Origin of the sequence: Klebsiella sp. 141198 (assembly GCF_050600785.1) — a bacterium.
GTDB lineage: Bacteria > Pseudomonadota > Gammaproteobacteria > Enterobacterales > Enterobacteriaceae > Klebsiella > Klebsiella aerogenes.
In genome coordinates this window covers 77,024-98,986 of the sequence record NZ_JAQIRM010000009.1, presented here as the reverse complement: position 1 = coordinate 98,986, position 21,963 = coordinate 77,024, and the positions used below count along the sequence as shown (strand labels likewise).

Genomic DNA, 21,963 nt, shown 5'->3' with positions numbered 1-21,963 from the left:
AGAGACTTGGTATTCATTTTTCGTCCGAGGACGTTAAGAATCCATGTCACTTTGAGTGCCCACACAGATTGTCTGATAAATTGTTAAAGAGCAGTTGCAACGCGGCTTTCAGCTCACCGTTGCGAGGTCCCGTATATTACGTTTTCCTCATTCAGAGTCAAGCGTTTATTTTCACTTTTCTCTGTCGGTTTTCAGCGTTGTTATTTACCGCTGAAACCCTGCTGACCCGGCGGCTTGCTTGCCGTTGTTCCGTGTCAGTGGAGGCGCATTATAGGGAGTTCTGAGACGTTGACAAGCCCTGTTTTCAAAAAACTTTTCAACCGTCTCTTTTTTCGCCAAAGGCGGTGTTAAAACCGTAAAAAAACGCCCTTTTGCTGTTTTAACCACCGAAACAAGCCGCCAGATGGCATACTGATGAAGTAGAAAAGAGAAAGGAACGGCATTCATGTCTATAAGCGCACAGCAGCTGGCGGCACAAAAAAACATCTCCTGGGTCATCGCGGAGAAGATCGCCCAAAAAATCCTCACCGGCGAATATCCGCCAGAGAGCATCCTTCCTGGTGAAATGGAACTGGGTGAACAGTTTGGCGTGAGCCGGACGGCAGTGCGAGAAGCGGTAAAAACGCTGGCAGCTAAAGGCATGCTGCTTCCGCGTCCGCGTATCGGTACTCGCGTTCTGGCGCGCAGCAGCTGGAACTTTCTGGATAAAGAGCTGCTCGCCTGGTGGCTGACGGAAGATAATTTTGCCGAGGTGGTTAGCCATTTCCTGGTGATGCGCAGCAGCCTGGAGCCTCAGGCCTGTTTTCTGGCGGCGATAACCGGCACCTCCGAGCAGAAAGCGCAGCTCAATACGCTAATGGAAGAAATGATCGAACTAAAAAGGCATTTTATCCGCGAACGCTGGATTGAAGTTGATATGGCCTGGCATGAACATATCTATGCGATGAGCGGCAATCCGTTTCTCACCTCTTTCGCGTCATTATTCCATTCGGTATATCAGACCTATTTCACCTCGATTACGCAAAATGAAGTCGTTAAACTCGATCTGCACCAGGCTATTGTTGACGCCATTCAGGAAAGCGACGGTCCGCGCGCGCAGCTTGCCTGCCAGACATTATTGAATACCCCAAACCACACAGGTAAATAAAGAAGGAAATGGCATGACCGGGAAGAAAGGGCTGAGTATGGCCGGACTGCCGTGGATTGCGGCCATGGCTTTCTTTATGCAGGCGCTGGACGCCACTATTCTTAATACCGCGCTTCCCGCGATTGCGCATAGCCTCGGTCACTCCCCGCTGGCGATGCAATCCGCCATTATCAGCTACACCCTGACGGTAGCGATGCTGATTCCGGTGAGCGGCTGGTTAGCTGACCGCTTTGGCACCCGCAAAGTCTTTATCGTTGCCGTTAGCCTGTTTACCCTGGGCTCCCTCGCCTGCGCGCTTTCCACTTCGCTTCCCGAATTGGTTGTCTTCCGCGTTATCCAGGGGATCGGCGGCGCGATGATGATGCCGGTTGCGCGTCTGGCGCTGTTACGCGCCTATCCGCGTAGCGAACTGCTGCCGGTACTCAACTTCGTTACCATGCCCGGACTGGTCGGCCCCATCCTCGGTCCTGTACTTGGCGGCGTGTTAGTTACCTGGGCCAGTTGGCACTGGATTTTCTTGATTAATATCCCGATTGGCATCATCGGCATTCTCTACGCCCGCAAATATATGCCGGACTTCACCACGCCCCGCCGTAGTTTCGACACCAGCGGTTTTGTGCTTTTCGGTTTAAGCCTGGTGCTGTTCTCCAGCGGTATTGAGCTCTTTGGCGAGAAAATTGTCGCCAGCTGGCTGGCGCTGGCCGTCATCGCCCTGAGCGTCGTGCTCATGCTGGCCTATATTCGACATGCTCGTCGCCATCCCACTCCGCTGATTTCGCTCTCTCTATTTAAGACCCATACCTTCTCTGTCGGAATCGCCGGTAACCTGGCGACACGGTTAGGTACCGGCTGCGTGCCGTTCCTGATGCCGCTGATGCTACAAGTCGGTTTCGGCTACCCGGCCATTATCGCCGGCTGCATGATTGCGCCGACGGCCATCGGCTCAATTATCGCCAAGTCGACCGTCACGCAGATCCTGCGCTGGTTTGGTTATCGCAAAACATTGGTGGGAGTCACCATCTTTATTGGTCTGATGATCGCGCAGTTTGCGCTGCAGTCGCCGGGAATGCCGCTTTGGCTGCTACTACTGCCGCTATTTGTACTGGGGATGGCGATGTCCACGCAGTTCACCTCGATGAACACCATTACGCTTGCCGACTTAACCGATGACAATGCCAGCAGCGGCAACAGCCTGCTCGCGGTAACCCAGCAGCTGTCGATTAGCCTGGGCGTGGCCATCAGCGCGGCGGTCCTGCGCTTTTATGAAGGGTTTGATAACGCCAGCACCATCGAACAATTCCACTATACCTTTATCACGATGGGTGCGATCACCGTGGTATCAGCGTTGATGTTTATGCTGCTCAGAGCCAAAGATGGCCGCAACCTGATAACGGAGCGGCACAAGCATTAAGCTGAACCGCGAATCACTAGCTCGGGGGTAAGCTGCACGCGCTGTTGTTTTTGCCCAGGTTCCGCCATGCGGTGAATCAGCACATCGATAGCCAGCTCCCCCAGTTCATCTTTGGGTTGATGAATGGTGGTGAGCGGCGGGGTCATATAGCGCGCCAGTTCAATATCGTCATACCCCACCAGCGCCATATCCTGTGGAATACGCAACCCGGCCTGATACAGCGCCTGATAAGCACCGACCGCCATCGCATCATTACCGACAAATACCGCCTGCGGCCGTGGCGTTAACGCCAGCAGTTGCTGCATCGCAGTAAAACCGCCGCCAAATTCAAAATCGCTGGTAATGACATAACCTTCGGCGACATTCAGCCCGGCGCGCGCCATCGCCGCATGATAACCTTCCAGCCGCAGTCGCGACGGCGTCTTATCCAGCGGCCCGGCAATGCAGGCAATACGGGTATGACCGCGATCGATCAGATACTGGGTCGCCATATCGCCACCGAGCAATGAATTATCCTGAATCAGATCGCTGTCGCCGTCGAAAGGCGCCCAATCCATCATCACCGTCGGCACCGACGGATAACGCTGCATGATCTCCTGGGAAGGTTGATGCGTTTCGGTGCACAGCAGCAGCAGACCATCGACGCGTTTTTGCATCAACGTTTCCAGATTGCGGTTCATCCGCTGCTCATCGCCTTCGGTATTACATAGCACCAGGCTGTAACCGCGCTCGAAACAGCTACGCTCCACGCCGCGCACCAGCTCCGAATAAAACGGGTTGGTACTGGCGGTGATCAGCATGCCGATGGTTCGCGTCTGATTTAACTTGAGGCTACGCGCCAGCGCCGAAGGCGCGTAGTTAAGACTTTTGATCGCCGCATCAACTTTGGCGGTAATCGCCTCGCTGACAAAGCGGTCTTTATTAATGACGTGAGAAACGGTCGAGGTGGAAACGCCCGCGACGCGGGCCACATCCTTCATGGTAGCCAAGCATTACCCCTGTTGACGCAAGAATTCGTCGATCTCTTTGCGCCACGGCACAGACGGTTGCGCCCCCTTACGGGTGACGGCAATCGCGGCGGCGGCATGGGCAAAACGGATGGCGTCTGACACTTCGCGGCCTTCCAGCAGCGCGGTGACAAATGCGCCATTAAAAGTGTCGCCAGCGGCAATCGTATCGATGGCCTGAACTTTAAATCCTGGAACCCGGCGGCTTTCGCCCTCGCAGCTTAACCATACGCCGCGGCTGCCGAGAGTAATCATCACCGTACCAATTCCCTTCGCATGAAGCGCGCTGGCGGCTTTCGCGGCATCGTCGTCGCTCTCAACGCGAATACCGGTCAGCTTTTCCGCTTCGGTTTCATTGGGCGTAATGACATCCACCAGCGCCAATAGCTCATCCGAAAGTTCACGCGCCGGTGCGGGGTTGAGTACCACCGTCGTCTGATGCTGATGGGCGATTTTCGCGGCGGCCATCACGCTCTCCAGCGGCGACTCCAGCTGCATTAACAATGCCTGCGCGTTGGTGATACGTTCTTTCTCCGCCTCTACCTGAGAAACCGATAGCGCCGCATTAGCGCCGGCATGAATACCGATGACATTCTCACCTTCCGCGTTAACGAAAATTAACGCGACGCCGGTAGATTCGCCAGCAACGGCGCGCACCGGGGCCACGTCGATATTATCGCTCTCCAGCTGGCGGCGGACGCGTTCGCCAATGTCGTCATCGCCGGTACAGGCAATGAAGGCAATATCCGCGCCGCTACGCCCGGCAGCCACCGCCTGGTTAGCGCCTTTACCGCCGAATGCGACCTGATAGTGGTTTCCGGTGACGGTCTCACCTGGAGTAGGGAAGGATTCAAGGTTAAGAATGTGATCGGCATTGATGCTGCCAAGGACGACAAGTTTGCCTGCGGTTTTCATCATCTTTATTCCCGGGAAAGCGCGCCACCGGACTCCGGTGGCGCATGCCCTGCTTTTCTTTTTATGTTGTCCCTCGGGCCGTTGCCGACCCGAATCGCATTTTACTGCTTAATGACCAGTTTCAGCTCAACCGGATAGCTGGCATCCACTTTTTCGCCCTTCAGCACTTTATCCGCGGTTTCGACGCCTTTAACGCCGATCTGCTCCGGCAACTGGGCGATAGTCGCTGCCAGTTTGCCACTATTTACTGCTTTTTCGCCATCCGGAGTGCCGTCAAATCCAACCACCATCACATCAGATTTTCCTGCAGTCTGCAGCGCACGCAGCGCGCCCAGCGCCATTTCGTCGTTCTGCGCAAACACCGCCTGCACGTCCGGATGCGCCGTCAGCAGGTTCTGCATCACGTTCAGACCTTTAGTACGGTCGAAGTCAGCAGGCTGGCTGGCCAGTACGTTGAACTTATGCGCCGCCACGGCCTGTTTGAAACCTTCGCCGCGCTCGCGCGCCGCAGAGGTACCTGCAATGCCTTGCAGCTCAATCACTTTCGCGCTTTCGCCGACTTTCTTCGCAATATAGTCGCCGGCCATTTTACCGCCCAGCACGTTATCGGAAGCAATATGGCTTACCACATCGCCTTTAGAAGCCTGGCGGTCAAGGGTAATGACCGGGATTTTAGCCTGGTTCGCCATCTTCACCGCATTGCCGACAGCATCGGAGTCGGTTGGGTTAATTAGCAGCAGCTTAGCGCCGCGCACCGTTAAGTCCTGTACGTTCGCCAGCTCTTTTGCCGGGTTATTTTGGGAATCCAGCACCACCAGGTTGTAACCCAGCTTATCGGCTTCTTTCTGCGCGCCGTCTTTCAGAGAAACGAAGAACGGGTTATTCAGGGTAGAGATAACCAGTGCGATGGTATCTTTCGCCATCGCGTTTGCGCTAACGGTCGCGCTTAGAGCAACAGCAGAGACCAGGGTCGCCAGTTTTTTCATATTCATAGTTAAGATGTCCTGTAGAGTTCTCAGTTACTGCTTTTTGTTATCTACCAGTACCGCCAGCAAAATCACCACCGCTTTGACGATCATCTGGTAATAGGAAGAAACGCCTAAAAGGTTCAGACCATTGTTCAGGAAGCCAAGGATCAACGCGCCAATCAGCGTGCCGACGATGCGCCCCTTACCACCGGCCAGGCTGGTGCCGCCAAGTACGACCGCTGCAATCGCGTCTAATTCATAGCCTGTCCCCGCCGTTGGCTGCGCAGAGGAAAGACGCGCCACTTCGATGATACCGGCCAGTGAAGCCAACATCCCGCACAGCGCATAGACGATGATTTTCACTCTATTCACGCTGATGCCGGAAAGCCGCGTCGCCGCTTCGTTACCGCCCAGCGCGTAAATATAACGGCCCAGGCGAGTATGGTGCAGCATGTACCAGGCCGCCAGGAAGACAATCGCCATAATCCATACCGGCGTCGGGATCCCCAGCGGGCGTCCGATACCGAACCAGCCAAATAGATCGGCGTTATCGCTAAAGCCGGTGTTGATCGGGCTGCCGTTGGTATAAACCATCGTCACGCCGCGCAGCAGCAGCATCATCACCAGGGTGGCGATAAACGCCTGCACGCGACCTTTCGCGACAATTACCCCGGTCACCGCGCCAATAGCCGCACCGAGCGCCAGCGCTGCGGCAACGGCCACCAGCGCATTCACTTCGATACCGACGATAGACGCCGCGACGGCGCCGGTCAATGCCAGCAGAGAACCGACGGACAGGTCGATTCCCGATGTCAGAATGACCAGCGTCATCCCGACCGCCATGATGGCGTTAACGGAAGTCTGCTGCAGAATATTGAACAGGTTATTGACGGTAAAAAAGTTGGGGCTCATGGTCGAAACGATCGCGATCAGCACCAGCAGGGCGATCAGCGACTTTTGCTCCATCAGCCACGCTTTAGTGAAATAGCGGCGACCAGTAACAGCCTGGGTAGTCATCTTTTTTACTCCTGATTCACACGGTTAAGCTTGCCCACAGCGGCAGCCATCAATACTTCCTGGGTGGCCTGCTCGCGTGTGAATTCACCGCCGAGATGCCCTTCATGCATCACAATGATGCGATCGCTCATGCCCAGCACTTCCGGCATCTCCGAAGAGACGAGAATGATGCTCAGGCCATCGGCTTTAAACTGGTTAATCAGCTGGTAGATCTCTTTCTTCGCCCCGACGTCGACGCCACGGGTTGGTTCATCAAGGATCAGCACTTTTGGCCGGGTCATCAGCCCGCGAGCGATAGCGACTTTTTGCTGGTTACCGCCGGAAAGCAGACCTATTGCCTGCTCCATTGAAGGCGTCTTCACATTAAACAGCCGAATGAAATCACTGACCGCCTGCTGTTCATCTTTATGCTTAAGGCTGCCGCCCGCCCGGCTGAAGTAGCGCAGCGCGGTCAATGACATGTTCTCTTTGACCGACATTCCGAGCACCAGTCCATCACGCTTACGGTCTTCGGAGATATAGACAATGCCGTTAGCCAGACCATCCTGCGGTGAACGGGTGACAACTTCATGGCCATCCAGCGTCACGGAACCGCTGCTACGTGGCAGCGCGCCGTACAGCACTTTCATCAGTTCAGTACGTCCGGCCCCCATCAGCCCAGCGACGCCAAGGATTTCGCCCTGACGCAGGGTAAACGTCACGTTTTCCACACCGGAGCCGCAGAGATTATCGACCTTCAGACGGACCGCGCCCGGCGCCTTATCGAGATGCGGATATTGATCTTCCAGCTTACGGCCAACCATCATCTCGATCAGTCGGTCTTCATCCAGCGAAGCCACTTCGCGCTCGGCAATAAATTGCCCGTCGCGGAATACGGTGACGTCATCGCAGATTTCGAAGATCTCTTTCATGCGGTGAGAGATATAGACAATGCCGCGCCCCTGCGATTTCAATTCGCGAATGACGCGGAACAGCGATTCGGTCTCGGTATCGGTCAGGGCATCGGTGGGCTCATCCATAATGATGACCTTCGATTCGAAGCTCAGCACTTTGGCGATTTCCACCATTTGCTGATCGCCAATCGAAAGATCGCCCACCAGCTTCTGGCTGTTAAAGCGTAAATTCAGCTTCGCCAGCAGCTTGTCCGCTTCGGCATACATCTTTTTCCAGTCGATTTTGCCAAAGCGGTTAACGAACTCGCGGCCAAGGAAGATGTTTTCTGCAATCGTTAATTGCGGGATCAGGTTGAGTTCCTGGTGAATGATGCCGATACCGGCTTCCTGTGAGGATTTTGGGCCGTTAAAGGTCGTTTCTTTACCTAACCACAGCAAAGAACCGCCATCACGGGTATAGATGCCGGTCAGTACCTTCATCATCGTAGATTTACCGGCGCCATTTTCCCCTACCAGCGCCATTACCCGGCCGGCATAGACATTCAGCGCCGCGCCCGAGAGCGCTTTGACGCCAGGGAACGCTTTATCGATCCCTTTCAGCTGTAATAAAGCTTCCATGACGGCGACCTCAGAAAGTGACGCCAGCACAGAGAATAATATTCGCAAACGGGGAACACTCCCCGCTGCGAATTACCGCCTGACTATCTGCGGTTTGTTTTTTGAACTGCTCATGACTGGTGTAACGAATTTCAATCGTATTTCCCTGGTGCTGCTGCAGCTGCTCAAGATGATTGAGCAACGTCGCGTGGAGTTGCGGATTATGGGTTTTAATCTCTTCCGCGATGACCGCCGCCTCAACCTGCATTTCCGTCGTTACGACTTCCAGTACCTGCATAAAAGAAGGTACGCCCTGAGTAAGCGCCATATCAATGCGCGCGCTGCTGCGGGGAACCGGCAATCCGGCGTCGCAAACAACCAGCGTATCGGTATGACCGAGGCGGGAGATAACGGAAGAAATATCAGCGTTAAGTACGGTGCCTTTTTTCATTTTTTCTCTTTTGCTCCACTAGCGAAACGTTTCGCTGGACTAAGTATTGTCAATCAGCGAACAGAAAACCACCGGCAGAAGAGAGAAATGTGATCGCCATCGAAACGTTTCGCAAGACGTGGACAAGAAGTTACATCAAGATGTGAGAGACAAAAAAGCCCTTCGTTATTGAAGGGCTTTTTAACATCAGATTTCCACCTGCGTACCGAGTTCGATAACCCGGTTCGGCGGGATTTCAAACTGATCCGGCGCGCGCAGAGCGTTACGCTGCAGCAACAGATACAGTTTGCCGCGCAGGCGCAGATACCATGGCCGTTTGCCGATAATCAGCGACTCGTGGGACATAAAGAATGACGTTTCCATCATTCGACAGCTCAACCCTTCCAGGCCGCAGCGATGGAACACCTCTTCGACGTTCGGCGTTTCACGCCAGCCATAGCTTGCCACGACGCGCCAGAACGACGGCGACAGTTGCTCAATCTGCACGCGGCGAACGTTATGCACATACGGGGCATCTTCGGTGCGCAGAGTCAGCAGGATTACGCGTTCATGCAACACCTTGTTGTGTTTCAGGTTATGCAGTAGAGCAAAAGGGATCACGTTCAGGGCGCGAGACATATAGACCGCGGTACCCGGCACGCGCACCGGCGGCGATTTTTCCAGCGAGGAGATCATCGCTTCCAGCGAGTTGCCATGCTCATGCATCCGGCGCAGCAGGCGGAAACGCTCGCTCTTCCAGGTGGTCATCACCGTAAACATCACCAGGCCCAGTGATAACGGCAACCAACCGCCGGAGACGATTTTATCGAGGTTCGCCGAGAACAGCGGAATATCGATACAGAGGAAGGCCACCAGCATCAGGCCGACAAACAGCTTATTCCAGTGCCAGTTTTTGCGCGCCACGGTCGCCGACAGAATGGAGGTCAACACCATGGTGCCCGTTACCGCAATACCGTATGCCGCCGCCAGATTAGAAGAGTGCTCGAAGCTGACAATGACGATGACCACAGAAACGTACAGCAGCCAGTTAATGAACGGGATGTAAATCTGCCCGGACTCCATTTCCGAAGTATGGATAATGCGCATTGGCGACAGATAGCCCAGACGCACGGCCTGGCGAGTCAGCGAGAAGACCCCGGAAATCACCGCCTGCGAGGCGATAACCGTCGCCAGGGTCGCGATAATCAGCATCGGGATCAGCGCCCATTCCGGCGCCAGCAGGAAGAACGGGTTTTTAATGGCTTCCGGGTGCTTCAGCAGCAGCGCGCCCTGGCCAAAATAGTTAAGCACCAGTGATGGCAGCACCACCGAGAACCACGCCACGCGAATCGGTAGTTTGCCGAAGTGGCCCATATCGGCATACAGCGCTTCCACACCGGTAATCGACAGCACCACCGCGCCAAGCGCAATAAAGGATACCGTTTTGTACTGCAGGAAGAAATGTACCGCCCAGTAAGGGTTAAGCGCCTGCAGAACTTCCGGGTTATCGAGGATACTGCGCGCGCCAAGCACCGCCAGCAACAGGAACCAGATCAGCATAATTGGCGCGAACAGCTTGCCGACCATCCCGGTACCGTGTTTTTGAATAGCAAATAGCAGGGTTAGTACAATAATGGAAATGGGGACAATCCAGGTATCCAGCTGTGGGGCGATAATTTCCAACCCCTCTATCGCCGACATCACCGATATTGCCGGGGTTATTACTACTTCACCATAGAAGAAGCTACCGCCAATCAGGCCGAGGATCACCAACACGGAGGTCATCTTTGCCGAGGTGTTACGCCCCGCCAGCGACATCAGCGTTAAGATCCCGCCCTCGCCGGCGTTATCCGCCCGCATCACGAAGGTGATGTATTTAATTGATACGGTAAAGATCAACAGCCAGAAAATCAGCGACAGAAAGCCAAACACCGCATCGCGTTCAACGCCAAAGCCAAACTGGCCTGACAGACATTCGCGAAGAGTATACAGTGGACTGGTACCGATATCGCCGTAAACCACGCCGATTGCCGCCAGCGTTATTGCCGGCAACGATTGTTTATTATCAGTGCTCATAGACTAGTCTTTTCGTTTATAAAACAAATGTGTGCCTAGTCCCTTGGCCCACAAAAAGCGCACAGTATGCACGATTATTTGCTGAATCGTACCCCTAACTGACACCATATTAACTTAGCTCAAAGAAAATAAATCGATTCTTCAGGCTATTACCACCCCTAATCAAACATCTATACTCGACGCAATAACGACACACGACAAAGCACGCAACTCTATTATGGCTCAATCACATTTACTGGCAGAAAGAATTTCCCGACTTAGCGCCACCCTGGAAAAAGGACTCTTTGAACGCAGCCACGCAATACGTCTGTGCCTGCTGGCTGCGCTCAGCGGCGAGAGCGTATTCCTGCTGGGTCCACCCGGCATCGCGAAAAGCCTCATAGCCCGCCGACTTAAGTTCGCTTTCAAGCAAGCGCGCGCTTTCGAATATCTGATGACCCGCTTCTCCACCCCGGAAGAAGTTTTCGGCCCGCTGTCGATTCAGGCGCTCAAAGATGAAGGGCGCTATGAGCGTTTAACGGCAGGCTATCTGCCAGAGGCGGAAATCGTCTTCCTGGATGAAATCTGGAAAGCCGGCCCGGCTATCCTTAATACCCTGCTGACGGCCATCAACGAACGCCACTTCCGCAACGGCGCCCATGAAGAGAAAATCCCGATGCGCCTGCTGGTTGCGGCGTCGAACGAACTTCCCGAAGCGGATAACAGCCTCGAAGCCTTATATGACCGCATGCTGATCCGCCTGTGGCTGGATAAAGTACAAGATAAAACTAACTTCCGCTCGATGCTGGTCAGCCAGCAGGATGAAAACAGCAATCCGGTTCCCGAAAACCTGCAAATCAGCACCGAAGAGTTCACCCAGTGGCAGCACGATATTGGTACCGTGAAGTTGCCGGACAATGTCTTCGAGCTGGTTTTCCAGCTGCGCCAACAATTAGATGCCTTGCCTAATGCGCCTTACGTTTCCGATCGCCGCTGGAAAAAAGCCATCCGTCTGCTGCAGGCCAGCGCCTTCTTTAGCGGCCGCGACGCCATCGCGCCGATCGACCTGATCCTGCTGAAAGATTGCCTGTGGCATAACATCGAAAGCATGAATCTGATGTCGCAGCAGTTGGAATCCCTGATGACCAGCCATGCCTGGGGCCAGCAGGCGATGCTGACTAAACTGGGCGCTATCATCCAACGCCGTATTCAAATCCAGCAGCAGCACAGCGATAAAACCGCGCTTAAAGTCACGCGCGTGGGCGGCATGTTCAGCCGTAAGCCGCATTATGAACTGCCGGACGGAATTGAAGGCGAGACGTTGACGCTGCTTCTCCAGCAACCGCTGAAATTGCACGATCTCGAAGTCATTCATATCACCTTTGAACGCGAAGCGCTGGCCAACTGGCTGGAGAAAGGCGGCGAGATCCGCGGCAAGCTCAACGGCATCGGTTTTGCCCAGCCATTGACGATAGATGTCGATGCCAGCCAGCACCTGGTGGTGCGCGACGTCAGCCTGCAAGGCTCGCGCCTGTCGCTGCCCGGCAGCGAATCTCAGGAAAATATGCCAGCCGAGATCCGCCAGCAGCTGGAAGCGCTGGATGACGAGTGGCACCAGCAACATAACCGCTTTAGCGAACAGCAAAAATGCCTGTTTATTCCCGGCGACTGGCTGGGGCGTATCGAAGCCAGCCTGCAGGACGTCGGCGCGCAAATTAAACAGGCGCGCCAGCCATGACGCTCGACATGCTGAATGTCATGCTGGCGGTCAGCGAAGAAGGGATGATCGAGGAGATGCTGCTGGCGCTGCTGGCCTCTCCTCAACTGGCGGTGTTCTTTGAAAAATTTCCGCGGCTGAAAAATATCATCGCCGCCGATATTCCGCGCTGGCGAGAAGCGGTTCGCGCCCGGCTCAAAGAGACGCAAATCCCTCCCGAACTGGACGCCGAAGTGCAGATCTATCAGCAGGCTCAGCTGCTTTCAACGTCGCAATTTATTGTGCAACTGCCGCAGATCCTCGGCAAGCTGCATAAGCTACAGTCGCCCTTTGCCGCTCAGGCGCAGCAGCTGGTGGACGATAACGCGACCTTCACCCCAGCGCTACATACTCTGTTCTTACAACGCTGGCGCTTAAGCCTCGTGGTACAGACCACCACCCTCAACCAGCACCTATTAGACGATGAGCGCGATCAGCTGCTCAGCGAGGTGCAGGAACGAATGACGCTCAGCGGGCAGCTAGAGCCGGTGCTGGTGGAAAACGACAACGCCGCCGGCCGCCTGTGGGATATGAGCGCCGGCGAGCTTAAACGTGGCGATTATCAGCTGATCGTGCGCTATGGCGATTTTCTCAGCCAACAGCCGGAACTGATGCAGCTTGCTGAGCAGTTGGGCAGATCGCGGGAAGCCAAACTGGTGCCGAAGAAAGATGCGCCGATGGAGACCTTCCGCGCGATGGTTCGTGAACCGGCAACGGTACCAGAGCAGGTCGATGGCCTGCAGCAAAGCGACGATATTCTACGTCTGTTGCCGCCAGAGTTGGCAACGCTCGGCATCACCGAACTGGAGTTCGAGTTCTACCGTAAGCTGGTGGAAAAACAGTTGTTAACCTATCGCCTGCACGGCGACGCATGGCGGGAGAAAATAACCGAACGCCCGGTAACCCGGCAGGATTTTGATGAGCAGCCGCGGGGGCCATTTATTGTCTGCGTAGATACCTCAGGTTCGATGGGCGGCTTTAACGAGCAATGCGCTAAAGCCTTTTGTCTGGCGCTGATGCGCGTCGCGCTGGCGGATAACCGTCGCTGCTACATCATGCTGTTCTCCAGCGAAGTGGTGCACTACGAGCTAACCGGCCCGCAGGGGCTTGAACAGGCGATCCGTTTTTTAAGCCAGCGTTTTCGCGGCGGCACCGATCTGGCCAGCTGTTTTCGCGCGATCGTTGAACGTTTGCAAAGCCCGCAATGGGTCGATGCCGATGCGGTGGTGATTTCCGATTTTATCGCCCAGCGGTTGCCGGATGAAGTGGTCAATAAGGTGGGGGAGTTGCAGCACAAACATCAGCACCGTTTTCACGCGGTGGCGATGTCGGTACACGGCAAACCCGGCATCATGCGCATCTTCGATCATATCTGGCGCTTTGATACCGGATTGCGTAGCCGCCTGTTGCGTCGCTGGCGGCGTTAATCTTTACAACAGAGCGGCGACGCTTTCACGCACCTGCGTGGGCCATACGCCGCACTGTACCTGGCCGATATGGTCAAGCTGCAGCAACAGCATGGTTAAACGCGACTGGCCAATACCGCCGCCAATAGTCTGCGGCATTTCGCCGCGCAGCAGCGCCTGGTGCCATTCAAGTTGCAGACGGTCTTCATCGCCGGTTACCGCCAACTGGCGCTTCAGCGCCTCGGCGTCAACACGGATCCCCATAGAGGAAAGCTCAAAAGCATCTTCCAGCACCGGGTTCCACACCAGGATATCGCCGTTCAGGCCGGCAAAACCTTCCGCTGATGGCGAGCTCCAGTCATCATAATCCGGCGCGCGAACATCGTGGCGCTTGCCGTCAGACAGTTTACCGCCGATACCGATTAAGAAGACGGCGCCAAGCTCTTTAGCGATCGCTCGCTCGCGACCTTTGGCGTCCAGATCCGGATAACGGCTCAACAGTTCCTGACTGTGAATAAAGTGGATCTGTTCCGGCAGGAATGGCGTCAGACCAAATTCCTGACTTACCGCCAGCTCGGTGGCTTTGATCCCGGCGTAGATCGCCTCAACCGTCGCTTTCAGCGTGCCGGTATGACGTTCGCCGTCGCCCATGACGCGTTCCCAGTCCCACTGGTCAACATAAACGGAGTGAATTGGGGTGAGGCGGTCTTCATCGGGGCGAAGGGCCTTCATGTGCGTGTACAGCCCTTCGCCCGCGCTGAAGTCGTGTTGTCCCAGGGTTTGACGCTTCCACTTCGCCAGTGAATGAACCACTTCGAATTGGGCGTCTGGCAGTGTTTTCACTTTTACCTGAACCGCTTTCTCGCAGCCGGATAAGTTGTCCTGCGTCCCATCACCGACGCGGCTTAAGATCGGCGCCTGCACTTCAATCAGGCCAAGCTTCTCTTCCAGCTGACGGGAAAAATGGGATTTAACGAAACTAATCTGGCGTTGTTTTGCGATGTATGCGGTTTTCATTTTTTATCACTCCTGCGTCCTGTTGATATTGATTAAGCAACAGAAATGGCACTGAACTCAATAATCAATCAATAAAAAGACGCCTTGAGTTTTGATTCATTAAATTAACAGGCTAAAATAGTAAGAATCATCAAACATCATAAGAAAAAACAATGGAAAATTATCAGATCGACAATCTGGACCGCGGCATTCTTGATGCCTTAATGGCGAATGCGCGCACTGCCTACGCCGAACTGGCCAAACAGTTCGGCGTTAGCCCAGGTACGATTCACGTACGCGTAGAGAAAATGAAACAGGCGGGCATTATTACGGGGGCAAGAATCGACGTCAGCCCGAAACAGCTCGGTTATGACGTCGGCTGTTTCATCGGCATTATTCTTAAGAGCGCCAAAGACTATCCTTCCGCTCTCGCCCGGCTGGAGAGCCTGGAAGAGGTGACAGAGGCTTACTACACCACCGGCCACTACAGCATCTTTATTAAGGTAATGTGCAAATCCATCGATGCCCTACAACAGGTACTTATCAACAAGATCCAAACAATCGATGAAATTCAGTCCACTGAAACCCTGATCGTGCTGCAGAACCCGATCATGCGTACCATCAAGCCCTGATCGCTTTTTTTAATCCCACATTTTTCCACAGGTAGATCCCAGCTCGCTCACAGCGTACAATACGCCACTCAGAATAGTTGAGCGAGCGATCGGCGATCATGGCAGACATTACACTTATCAGCGGCAGCACCCTGGGCAGTGCGGAATATGTAGCAGAACATCTGGCGGAAAAGCTGGAAGAAGCGGGCTACAGCACTGATATCCAGCACGGTCCGCTGATTGACGATCTGCAGGCTGAAGGGATCTGGTTAGTTATCTCTTCTACCCATGGCGCCGGCGATATTCCGGACAACCTGGTCCCCTTCTATGAAGCATTGCTGGAGAAGCAGGCCGATCTTTCCGCCGTTCGCTTTGGCGCGGTGGGCATCGGTAGCCGCGAATATGACACTTTTTGCGGCGCAATCGACAAATTAGAAGCGGCATTGAAAGCCAGCGGGGCAAAACAGATCGGCGAAACGCTGAAAATTAATGTCCTCGAACACGAGATTCCTGAAGATCCGGCCGAGGTTTGGGTGGGATCCTGGAAAGATTTACTCTGAGTTTTGTAAAGATCCACACTTTCTTCTGTGGATAAACCTGCTCAAAAGCTTGGATCAACCGGTAGTTATCCAAAGAATAACCGAAGTATGCTTTTTGAGCTGTGCATAACCCTTCATTCTGATCCCAGCTTATACGGAACAGGATCACCGATCATTCACAGATTGTGATCCTTCTTAAGCGTTTGATCTTAAATCGTGGATCCGACTTATCCACAAAGAGAGTCGATCCTAATAAGAGATCACAATAGAACAGATCTCTAAATAAAAGATCTTCTTTTTAATACTCAGGATCCCGGAGTCTTTCTCGAAAGAGCAAAGTTGAGTAGAATCCACGGCCCGGGCTTCAATCCATTTTCAAACCGCGTTATGCGAGGCAGATCACCATGTTTTATCAGGATCCTTTTGACGTCATCATCATTGGCGGGGGTCATGCAGGCACTGAGGCCGCGATGGCAGCAGCGCGAATGGGCCAACAAACCCTGCTTTTGACACACAATATCGACACGCTGGGGCAGATGAGCTGCAACCCGGCGATTGGCGGCATTGGGAAGGGACACCTGGTAAAAGAAGTGGATGCGCTCGGTGGTCTGATGGCGAAAGCGATCGATCAGGCAGGCATTCAGTTTAGGATACTAAACGGCAGCAAAGGCCCAGCAGTCCGTGCGACCCGCGCCCAGGCCGACCGGGTGTTGTATCGCCAGGCGGTACGCACCGCGCTGGAGAACCAGCCGAACCTGATGATCTTCCAACAGGCGGTGGAAGATCTGATTGTCGAAAACGATCGCGTCGTTGGTGCGGTAACCCAAATGGGTCTCAAGTTCCGTGCTAAGTCGGTGGTATTGACCGTCGGCACCTTCCTGGACGGTAAAATTCACATCGGCCTGGACAACTACAGCGGCGGTCGTGCCGGCGATCCGCCGTCGATCCCGCTGTCTCGCCGTCTGCGTGAACTGCCGCTGCGCGTAAGCCGCCTAAAAACCGGTACTCCCCCGCGTATCGACGCGCGCACCATCGATTTTAGCGTGCTGGCGCAACAGCACGGCGATAACCCGATGCCGGTCTTCTCGTTTATGGGATCCGCGGATCAACACCCGCGTCAGGTGCCGTGCTATATCACGCACACCAATGAGAAAACCCATGACGTGATCCGTAGTAACCTCGATCGCAGCCCAATGTACGCTGGGGTGATTGAAGGTATCGGCCCGCGTTACTGCCCGTCGATCGAAGACAAAGTCATGCGCTTTGCCGATCGCAATCAGCATCAGATCTTCCTTGAACCGGAAGGGCTAACTTCAAACGAAATTTATCCAAACGGTATCTCCACCAGCCTGCCGTTTGATGTGCAGATGCAAATCGTCCGCTCAATGCAGGGGATGGAAAACGCGAAGATCGTTCGTCCTGGCTACGCCATTGAGTACGATTTCTTTGACCCGCGCGACCTGAAGCCGACGCTGGAGAGCAAATACATTCAGGGTCTGTTCTTCGCCGGCCAGATCAACGGTACTACCGGGTATGAAGAAGCCGCCGCGCAGGGTCTGCTTGCCGGTCTTAATGCCGCCCGCTTCTCAGCGGAAAAAGAAGGCTGGGCGCCGCGTCGCGATCAGGCCTACCTTGGCGTGCTGGTGGACGATCTGTGCACACTTGGTACTAAAGAACCGTACCGCATGTTTACCTCCCGTGCGGAATATCGCCTGATGCTGCGTGAAGACAACGCCGATCTGCGCCTGACTGAACAGGGGCGTGAGCTGGGGCTGGTGGACGATGAGCGCTGGGCGCGTTTCAACGAGAAACTGGAAAGCATTGAGCGTGAACGCCAACGCCTGAAAACCAGCTGGGTTAACCCGCTGGCGGAAAGCGCAGCCGAAGTGAACGCTCACCTGACCGCGCCGCTATCGCGTGAAGCCAGCGGCGAAGATCTGCTGCGTCGTCCAGAAATGACCTACGAACAGCTGGTACAGCTTTCTCCGTTCGCACCGGGCCTGCAGGATCAACAGGCGGCCGAGCAGGTTGAGATTCAGGTTAAGTACGAAGGCTATATCGCTCGTCAGCAGGACGAGATCGAAAAACAGCAGCGCAACGAGAATACTTTGCTGCCGGCAACGCTCGATTACCGTCAGGTATCCGGCCTGTCCAACGAGGTTATTGCCAAGCTGAACGACCATAAACCGTCATCGATCGGCCAGGCATCGCGTATTTCCGGAATTACTCCGGCGGCAATCTCTATTTTGCTGGTGTGGCTGAAAAAGCAGGGGATGCTGCGCCGCAGCGCCTGATAGCCGTCAGAGCGCGCAAATTTGGCGGATGCAAAATCAGCGATCGCCTTTATAATTCACAGCCCGGTAGCGTTAGCGCCTCCGGGCTCATTATTTTTAGAAGGTACTCACCGTGCTCAACAAACTTTCTCGTCTGCTGGACGAAGCGGGTATTTCGCTCACCGATCACCAGAAAAATCAGCTGGTGGCTTATGTCGGGCTGCTGGATAAGTGGAACAAAGCCTATAACCTGACCTCTGTTCGCGATCCTAACGAGATGCTGGTTCGCCATATCCTCGATAGCATTATCGTTGCGCCGTATCTACAGGGCTCACGTTTTATCGATGTGGGAACAGGTCCTGGCCTGCCGGGGATTCCGCTGGCTATCGTGCGCCCGGAATCTCATTTCACATTACTGGATAGTCTCGGCAAGCGTGTGCGCTTCCTGCGCCAGGTCCAGCATGAGCTAAAACTCGATAACATCGCGCCTGTGCAGAGCCGTGTGGAAGCGTTTCCCGCAGAGCCGCCGTTTGATGGCGTCATTAGCCGCGCTTTTGCCTCGCTGAACGACATGGTGAGCTGGTGCCACCACCTGCCGGCGGCTGATGGGCATTTCTACGCGTTGAAAGGGCAGGCGCAGGAAAGTGAAATGGCAGACCTGCCAGAAGGTTATCAGGTTTGCGACGTGATTAAACTCCATGTACCCCAGCTGGAAGGGGAGAGACATTTGGTGGTCATTAAGCCAAACGCCTTATAATTTTTATCAAAAAATGTGGAAAAAATGTGGCCTGCGCATGTTACAAAAATCAAAGTTACCTGCGGGTATTATCTGGCCACTTTTAACCTTGTTTTTACTATGGCTTTTCTAGCGTTTAACTTTAGCGTGGTGGTTTACTGGCAGAATAGTCAACTTTGAAAATATCAGGGTGCTAAAAATCGATGAACTGTCAGTTCATATTGATGTTAAATTTTTATTATAAATGTCAATAAAAGGTTTTTATTGTATGTGGGGTTGTTTTACAAAAAGACCTCACTTTTTATCTTGAATATCAAAAAGATGAAAACTTACTGATTCTGTACAGATTTAATTCGATTGCACCGAAAATGTTTATTATGTGATCTAATGCACGCTTTAATGGCCGCGTTTTCTCATTATTTGCACTTCTGGTTGATCCCTCACTGATTGACGAAATGCATGAAAAATTGCCGCTCAGAAAATAATTAAACATTTATTCACTATTTTGCTACTTAATGTTTGAAATCACGTGTTGTCACCGTATAATTTGTCCGCTTTTTGACGCTTGACTCTTGGTCTTAAAGAACGTTTTATACGACACGCGGCATACCTCGAAGGGAGCAGGAGTAAAAACGTGATGTCTATGTCGCTCGTGAGTCGAAACGTTGCTCGAAAGCTTCTGTTTATTCAGTTACTGGCAGTAATAGCAAGTGGACTGCTGTTCAGCCTCAAAGACCCCTTCTGGGGCATCTCCGCCATATGCGGAGGTTTGGCAGTCGTTTTGCCAAACGCGTTGTTTATGATTTTTGCCTGGCGCCATCAGGCGCATACACCAGCACAAGGCCGAGTGGCCTGGACCTTCGCCTTCGGTGAAGCATTCAAGGTGTTGCTGACCTTCGCCCTACTGGCGATGGCGCTGGCGGTTTTTGAAGTGGTATTTTTGCCGCTGATAGTGACGTGGGTTTTGGTGCTGGTGGTACAAATTCTGGCTCCAGCTGTAATTAACAACAAAGGGTAAAAGGCATCATGGCTTCAGAAAATATGACGCCGCAGGATTACATAGGACACCATCTGAACAACCTTCAGTTGGACCTACGTACATTCTCGCTGGTGGATCCGCACAACCCCCCAGCCACCTTCTGGACGCTCAATATTGACTCCATGTTTTTCTCGGTGGTTCTCGGTCTGCTGTTCCTTGCCATGTTCCGTAGCGTTGCTAAGAGAGCGACCAGCGGCGTACCAGGGAAATTCCAAACCTTCATCGAAATGATCATCGGCTTCGTCCATGGCAGCGTCAAAGACATGTACCATGGCAAGAGCAAGGTCATCGCGCCGCTGGCGCTTACCGTGTTCGTCTGGGTATTCCTGATGAACCTGATGGACCTGCTGCCAATCGACCTGATTCCTTATATCGGCGAACACATTTTCGGCCTGCCTGCACTGCGCGTGGTTCCGTCTGCTGACGTGAACATCACCCTGTCGATGGCGCTTGGCGTGTTCATCCTGATTATTTTCTACAGCATCAAAATGAAAGGCGTTGGTGGGTTCGTTAAAGAACTGACCATGCAGCCGTTCAATCACTGGGCGTTCATTCCTGTCAACTTAATCCTTGAAGGGGTAAGCCTGCTGTCCAAACCGGTTTCTCTCGGTCTGCGACTGTTCGGCAACATGTATGCCGGTGAGCTGATTTTCATTCTGATTGCTGGTCTGTTGCCGTGGTGGTCACAGTGGATTCTGAATGTGCCTTGGGCCATTTTCCACATCCTGATTATTACGCTGCAAGCCTTCATCTTCATGGTTCTGACGATTGTCTATCTGTCGATGGCATCCGAAGAGCATTGATTTTTACCAACACTACTACGTTTTAACTGAAACAAACTGGAGACTGTCATGGAAAACCTGAATATGGATCTGCTGTACATGGCTGCCGCTGTGATGATGGGTCTGGCGGCAATCGGTGCTGCGATCGGTATCGGCATCCTCGGGGGTAAATTCCTGGAAGGCGCAGCGCGTCAACCGGATCTGATTCCTCTGCTGCGTACTCAGTTCTTTATCGTTATGGGTCTGGTGGATGCTATCCCGATGATCGCTGTAGGTCTGGGTCTGTACGTGATGTTTGCTGTCGCGTAGTAAGTTGTTCGAAAGAAACCTAAGCCACAGAGTTAATTTAAGAGGTATTGTGCTGTGAACATGAACGCAACAATCCTCGGCCAGGCCATCGCGTTTGTTATCTTCGTATGGTTCTGCATGAAGTACGTATGGCCGCCGTTAATGGCTGCCATCGAAAAGCGCCAGAAAGAAATTTCTGACGGTTTAGCTTCTGCAGAACGCGCTAAGAAAGATTTGGACCTTGCACAGGCCAACGCGACCGACCAGCTGAAAAAAGCGAAAGCGGAAGCCCAGGTAATCATCGAGCAAGCGAACAAGCGTCGCTCTCAGATTCTGGACGAAGCTAAAGCTGAAGCAGAACAGGAACGCACCAAAATCGTCGCACAGGCGCAGGCTGAAATCGATGCCGAACGTAAACGTGCTCGCGAAGAACTGCGTAAGCAGGTTGCTATCCTGGCTGTTGCTGGCGCCGAGAAGATCATCGAACGTTCCGTGGATGAAGCTGCTAACAGCGACATCGTGGATAAACTTGTCGCTGAACTGTAAGGAGGGAGGGGCTGATGTCTGAATTTGTAACGGTAGCTCGCCCCTACGCCAAAGCAGCTTTTGACTTTGCCGTCGAACACAAAAGTGTTGAGCGCTGGCAGGATATGCTGGCGTTTGCCGCTGAAGTGACTAAAAACGAACAAATGGCAGAGCTTCTCTCCGGTGCCCTGGCGCCGGAAACGCTCTCAGATGCGTTTATCGCTATCTGCGGCGAGCAACTCGACGAAAATGGTCAGAACCTGATTCGGGTGATGGCTGAAAATGGTCGTTTGAAGGTGCTCCCGGATGTTCTTGAGCAGTTCATTCACCTGCGTGCGGCCAGCGAGGCCATCGCAGAGGTAGATGTTATTTCTGCCAACCAACTGAGTGAAGAACAGCTTGCGAAGATCTCCGGCGCGATGGAAAAGCGTCTGTCACGCAAAGTTAAGCTGAATTGCAAAATCGATAAGTCTGTTATGGCAGGAGTTATCATCCGTTCGGGTGATATGGTCATTGATGGTAGCGTACGCGGCCGTCTTGATCGCCTGGCAGACGTCTTGCAGTCTTAAGGG

The 21,963-nt window shown here is 53.7% G+C and carries 21 protein-coding genes; 13 read left to right on the top strand and 8 right to left on the bottom strand.

The features are described 5' to 3' along the window. Positions 1 to 445: 445 nt before the first annotated feature. Both PGR10_RS24100 and mdtD read left to right on the top strand, forming a co-directional pair. Positions 446 to 1,147, top strand: a complete 702-nt coding sequence (locus PGR10_RS24100; protein WP_087858855.1) for a FadR/GntR family transcriptional regulator — start codon at positions 446 to 448, stop codon at positions 1,145 to 1,147. Between the two features lie 13 nt (positions 1,148 to 1,160). Beyond that, positions 1,161 to 2,558: a multidrug transporter subunit MdtD gene (mdtD, locus tag PGR10_RS24095; protein WP_430924235.1), complete on the top strand. Its 1,398-nt coding sequence runs from the start codon at positions 1,161 to 1,163 to the stop codon at positions 2,556 to 2,558. Here the strand turns inward: mdtD and rbsR are convergent. The 7 genes from rbsR to kup all read right to left on the bottom strand — a co-directional run bounded on the left by rbsR (position 2,555) and on the right by kup (position 10,461). Continuing rightward, positions 2,555 to 3,547: a ribose operon transcriptional repressor RbsR gene (rbsR, locus tag PGR10_RS24090; RefSeq protein ID WP_411325282.1), complete on the bottom strand. Its 993-nt coding sequence runs from the start codon at positions 3,545 to 3,547 to the stop codon at positions 2,555 to 2,557. The two genes, mdtD and rbsR, sit on opposite strands and share 4 nt — an antisense overlap. A gap of 3 nt (positions 3,548 to 3,550) precedes the next feature. Then, the gene (rbsK, locus tag PGR10_RS24085; protein ID WP_430924233.1) at positions 3,551 to 4,483 is read right to left on the bottom strand and encodes a ribokinase; all 933 of its coding nucleotides are present in this window, start codon (positions 4,481 to 4,483) and stop codon (positions 3,551 to 3,553) included. A gap of 98 nt (positions 4,484 to 4,581) precedes the next feature. Next, the gene (rbsB, locus tag PGR10_RS24080; protein ID WP_015368990.1) at positions 4,582 to 5,472 is read right to left on the bottom strand and encodes a ribose ABC transporter substrate-binding protein RbsB; all 891 of its coding nucleotides are present in this window, start codon (positions 5,470 to 5,472) and stop codon (positions 4,582 to 4,584) included. A gap of 27 nt (positions 5,473 to 5,499) precedes the next feature. After that, a complete protein-coding gene (rbsC, locus tag PGR10_RS24075) occupies positions 5,500 to 6,465 on the bottom strand; it encodes a ribose ABC transporter permease (RefSeq protein ID WP_015368991.1) in 966 nt (321 codons plus the stop codon). A gap of 5 nt (positions 6,466 to 6,470) precedes the next feature. Next, on the bottom strand, positions 6,471 to 7,976 hold the full coding sequence (gene rbsA / locus PGR10_RS24070; RefSeq protein WP_430924232.1) for a ribose ABC transporter ATP-binding protein RbsA: 1,506 nt from the start codon (positions 7,974 to 7,976) through the stop codon (positions 6,471 to 6,473). A 10-nt stretch (positions 7,977 to 7,986) separates the two neighbouring features. After that, positions 7,987 to 8,406 (bottom strand): D-ribose pyranase, encoded by a 420-nt coding sequence (gene rbsD / locus PGR10_RS24065; RefSeq protein ID WP_087858858.1) that lies wholly within the window; start codon positions 8,404 to 8,406, stop codon positions 7,987 to 7,989. Positions 8,407 to 8,592: 186 nt separating this feature from the next. Beyond that, the gene (gene kup, locus PGR10_RS24060) at positions 8,593 to 10,461 is read right to left on the bottom strand and encodes a low affinity potassium transporter Kup (protein WP_015368994.1); all 1,869 of its coding nucleotides are present in this window, start codon (positions 10,459 to 10,461) and stop codon (positions 8,593 to 8,595) included. 217 nt (positions 10,462 to 10,678) lie between these two features. On the opposite strand from kup, the gene ravA reads away from it, so the two are divergent. Continuing rightward, complete coding sequence (gene ravA / locus PGR10_RS24055; RefSeq protein WP_430924230.1) at positions 10,679 to 12,178, top strand: ATPase RavA; 1,500 nt, start codon at positions 10,679 to 10,681, stop codon at positions 12,176 to 12,178. Beyond that, the gene (viaA, locus tag PGR10_RS24050; protein WP_015703920.1) at positions 12,175 to 13,623 is read left to right on the top strand and encodes an ATPase RavA stimulator ViaA; all 1,449 of its coding nucleotides are present in this window, start codon (positions 12,175 to 12,177) and stop codon (positions 13,621 to 13,623) included. The genes ravA and viaA overlap by 4 nt, the downstream gene beginning before the upstream one ends. Positions 13,624 to 13,626: 3 nt before the next feature. Here viaA and asnA read toward each other — a convergent pair whose 3' ends face one another. After that, positions 13,627 to 14,619 carry an aspartate--ammonia ligase gene (asnA, locus tag PGR10_RS24045; RefSeq protein WP_032712991.1) on the bottom strand — a complete coding sequence of 331 codons (993 nt, stop codon included), beginning with the start codon at positions 14,617 to 14,619 and terminating at the stop codon, positions 13,627 to 13,629. Positions 14,620 to 14,771: 152 nt separating this feature from the next. On the opposite strand from asnA, the gene asnC reads away from it, so the two are divergent. The 9 genes from asnC to atpH all read left to right on the top strand — a co-directional run bounded on the left by asnC (position 14,772) and on the right by atpH (position 21,960). Next, complete coding sequence (gene asnC, locus PGR10_RS24040; RefSeq protein WP_015368998.1) at positions 14,772 to 15,230, top strand: transcriptional regulator AsnC; 459 nt, start codon at positions 14,772 to 14,774, stop codon at positions 15,228 to 15,230. Between the two features lie 98 nt (positions 15,231 to 15,328). Further along, positions 15,329 to 15,769 (top strand): FMN-binding protein MioC, encoded by a 441-nt coding sequence (gene mioC / locus PGR10_RS24035; protein ID WP_087858860.1) that lies wholly within the window; start codon positions 15,329 to 15,331, stop codon positions 15,767 to 15,769. Positions 15,770 to 16,152: 383 nt separating this feature from the next. Continuing rightward, the gene (mnmG, locus tag PGR10_RS24030; protein ID WP_015369000.1) at positions 16,153 to 18,042 is read left to right on the top strand and encodes a tRNA uridine-5-carboxymethylaminomethyl(34) synthesis enzyme MnmG; all 1,890 of its coding nucleotides are present in this window, start codon (positions 16,153 to 16,155) and stop codon (positions 18,040 to 18,042) included. A gap of 112 nt (positions 18,043 to 18,154) precedes the next feature. Then, complete coding sequence (gene rsmG, locus PGR10_RS24025) at positions 18,155 to 18,778, top strand: 16S rRNA (guanine(527)-N(7))-methyltransferase RsmG (protein WP_087858861.1); 624 nt, start codon at positions 18,155 to 18,157, stop codon at positions 18,776 to 18,778. A 616-nt stretch (positions 18,779 to 19,394) separates the two neighbouring features. Next, entirely contained in the window at positions 19,395 to 19,775 is a 381-nt protein-coding gene (gene atpI, locus PGR10_RS24020) for a F0F1 ATP synthase subunit I (protein ID WP_015703918.1), read from the top strand. An 8-nt stretch (positions 19,776 to 19,783) separates the two neighbouring features. Next, complete coding sequence (gene atpB, locus PGR10_RS24015) at positions 19,784 to 20,599, top strand: F0F1 ATP synthase subunit A (protein ID WP_015369004.1); 816 nt, start codon at positions 19,784 to 19,786, stop codon at positions 20,597 to 20,599. A gap of 48 nt (positions 20,600 to 20,647) precedes the next feature. Beyond that, positions 20,648 to 20,887: a F0F1 ATP synthase subunit C gene (atpE, locus tag PGR10_RS24010; protein ID WP_000429386.1), complete on the top strand. Its 240-nt coding sequence runs from the start codon at positions 20,648 to 20,650 to the stop codon at positions 20,885 to 20,887. A gap of 54 nt (positions 20,888 to 20,941) precedes the next feature. Then, positions 20,942 to 21,412: a F0F1 ATP synthase subunit B gene (gene atpF / locus PGR10_RS24005; protein WP_004107293.1), complete on the top strand. Its 471-nt coding sequence runs from the start codon at positions 20,942 to 20,944 to the stop codon at positions 21,410 to 21,412. Between the two features lie 14 nt (positions 21,413 to 21,426). Beyond that, positions 21,427 to 21,960, top strand: coding sequence for a F0F1 ATP synthase subunit delta (gene atpH, locus PGR10_RS24000; RefSeq protein WP_015369005.1), 534 nt, complete (start codon positions 21,427 to 21,429; stop codon positions 21,958 to 21,960). Positions 21,961 to 21,963: the final 3 nt, after the last annotated feature.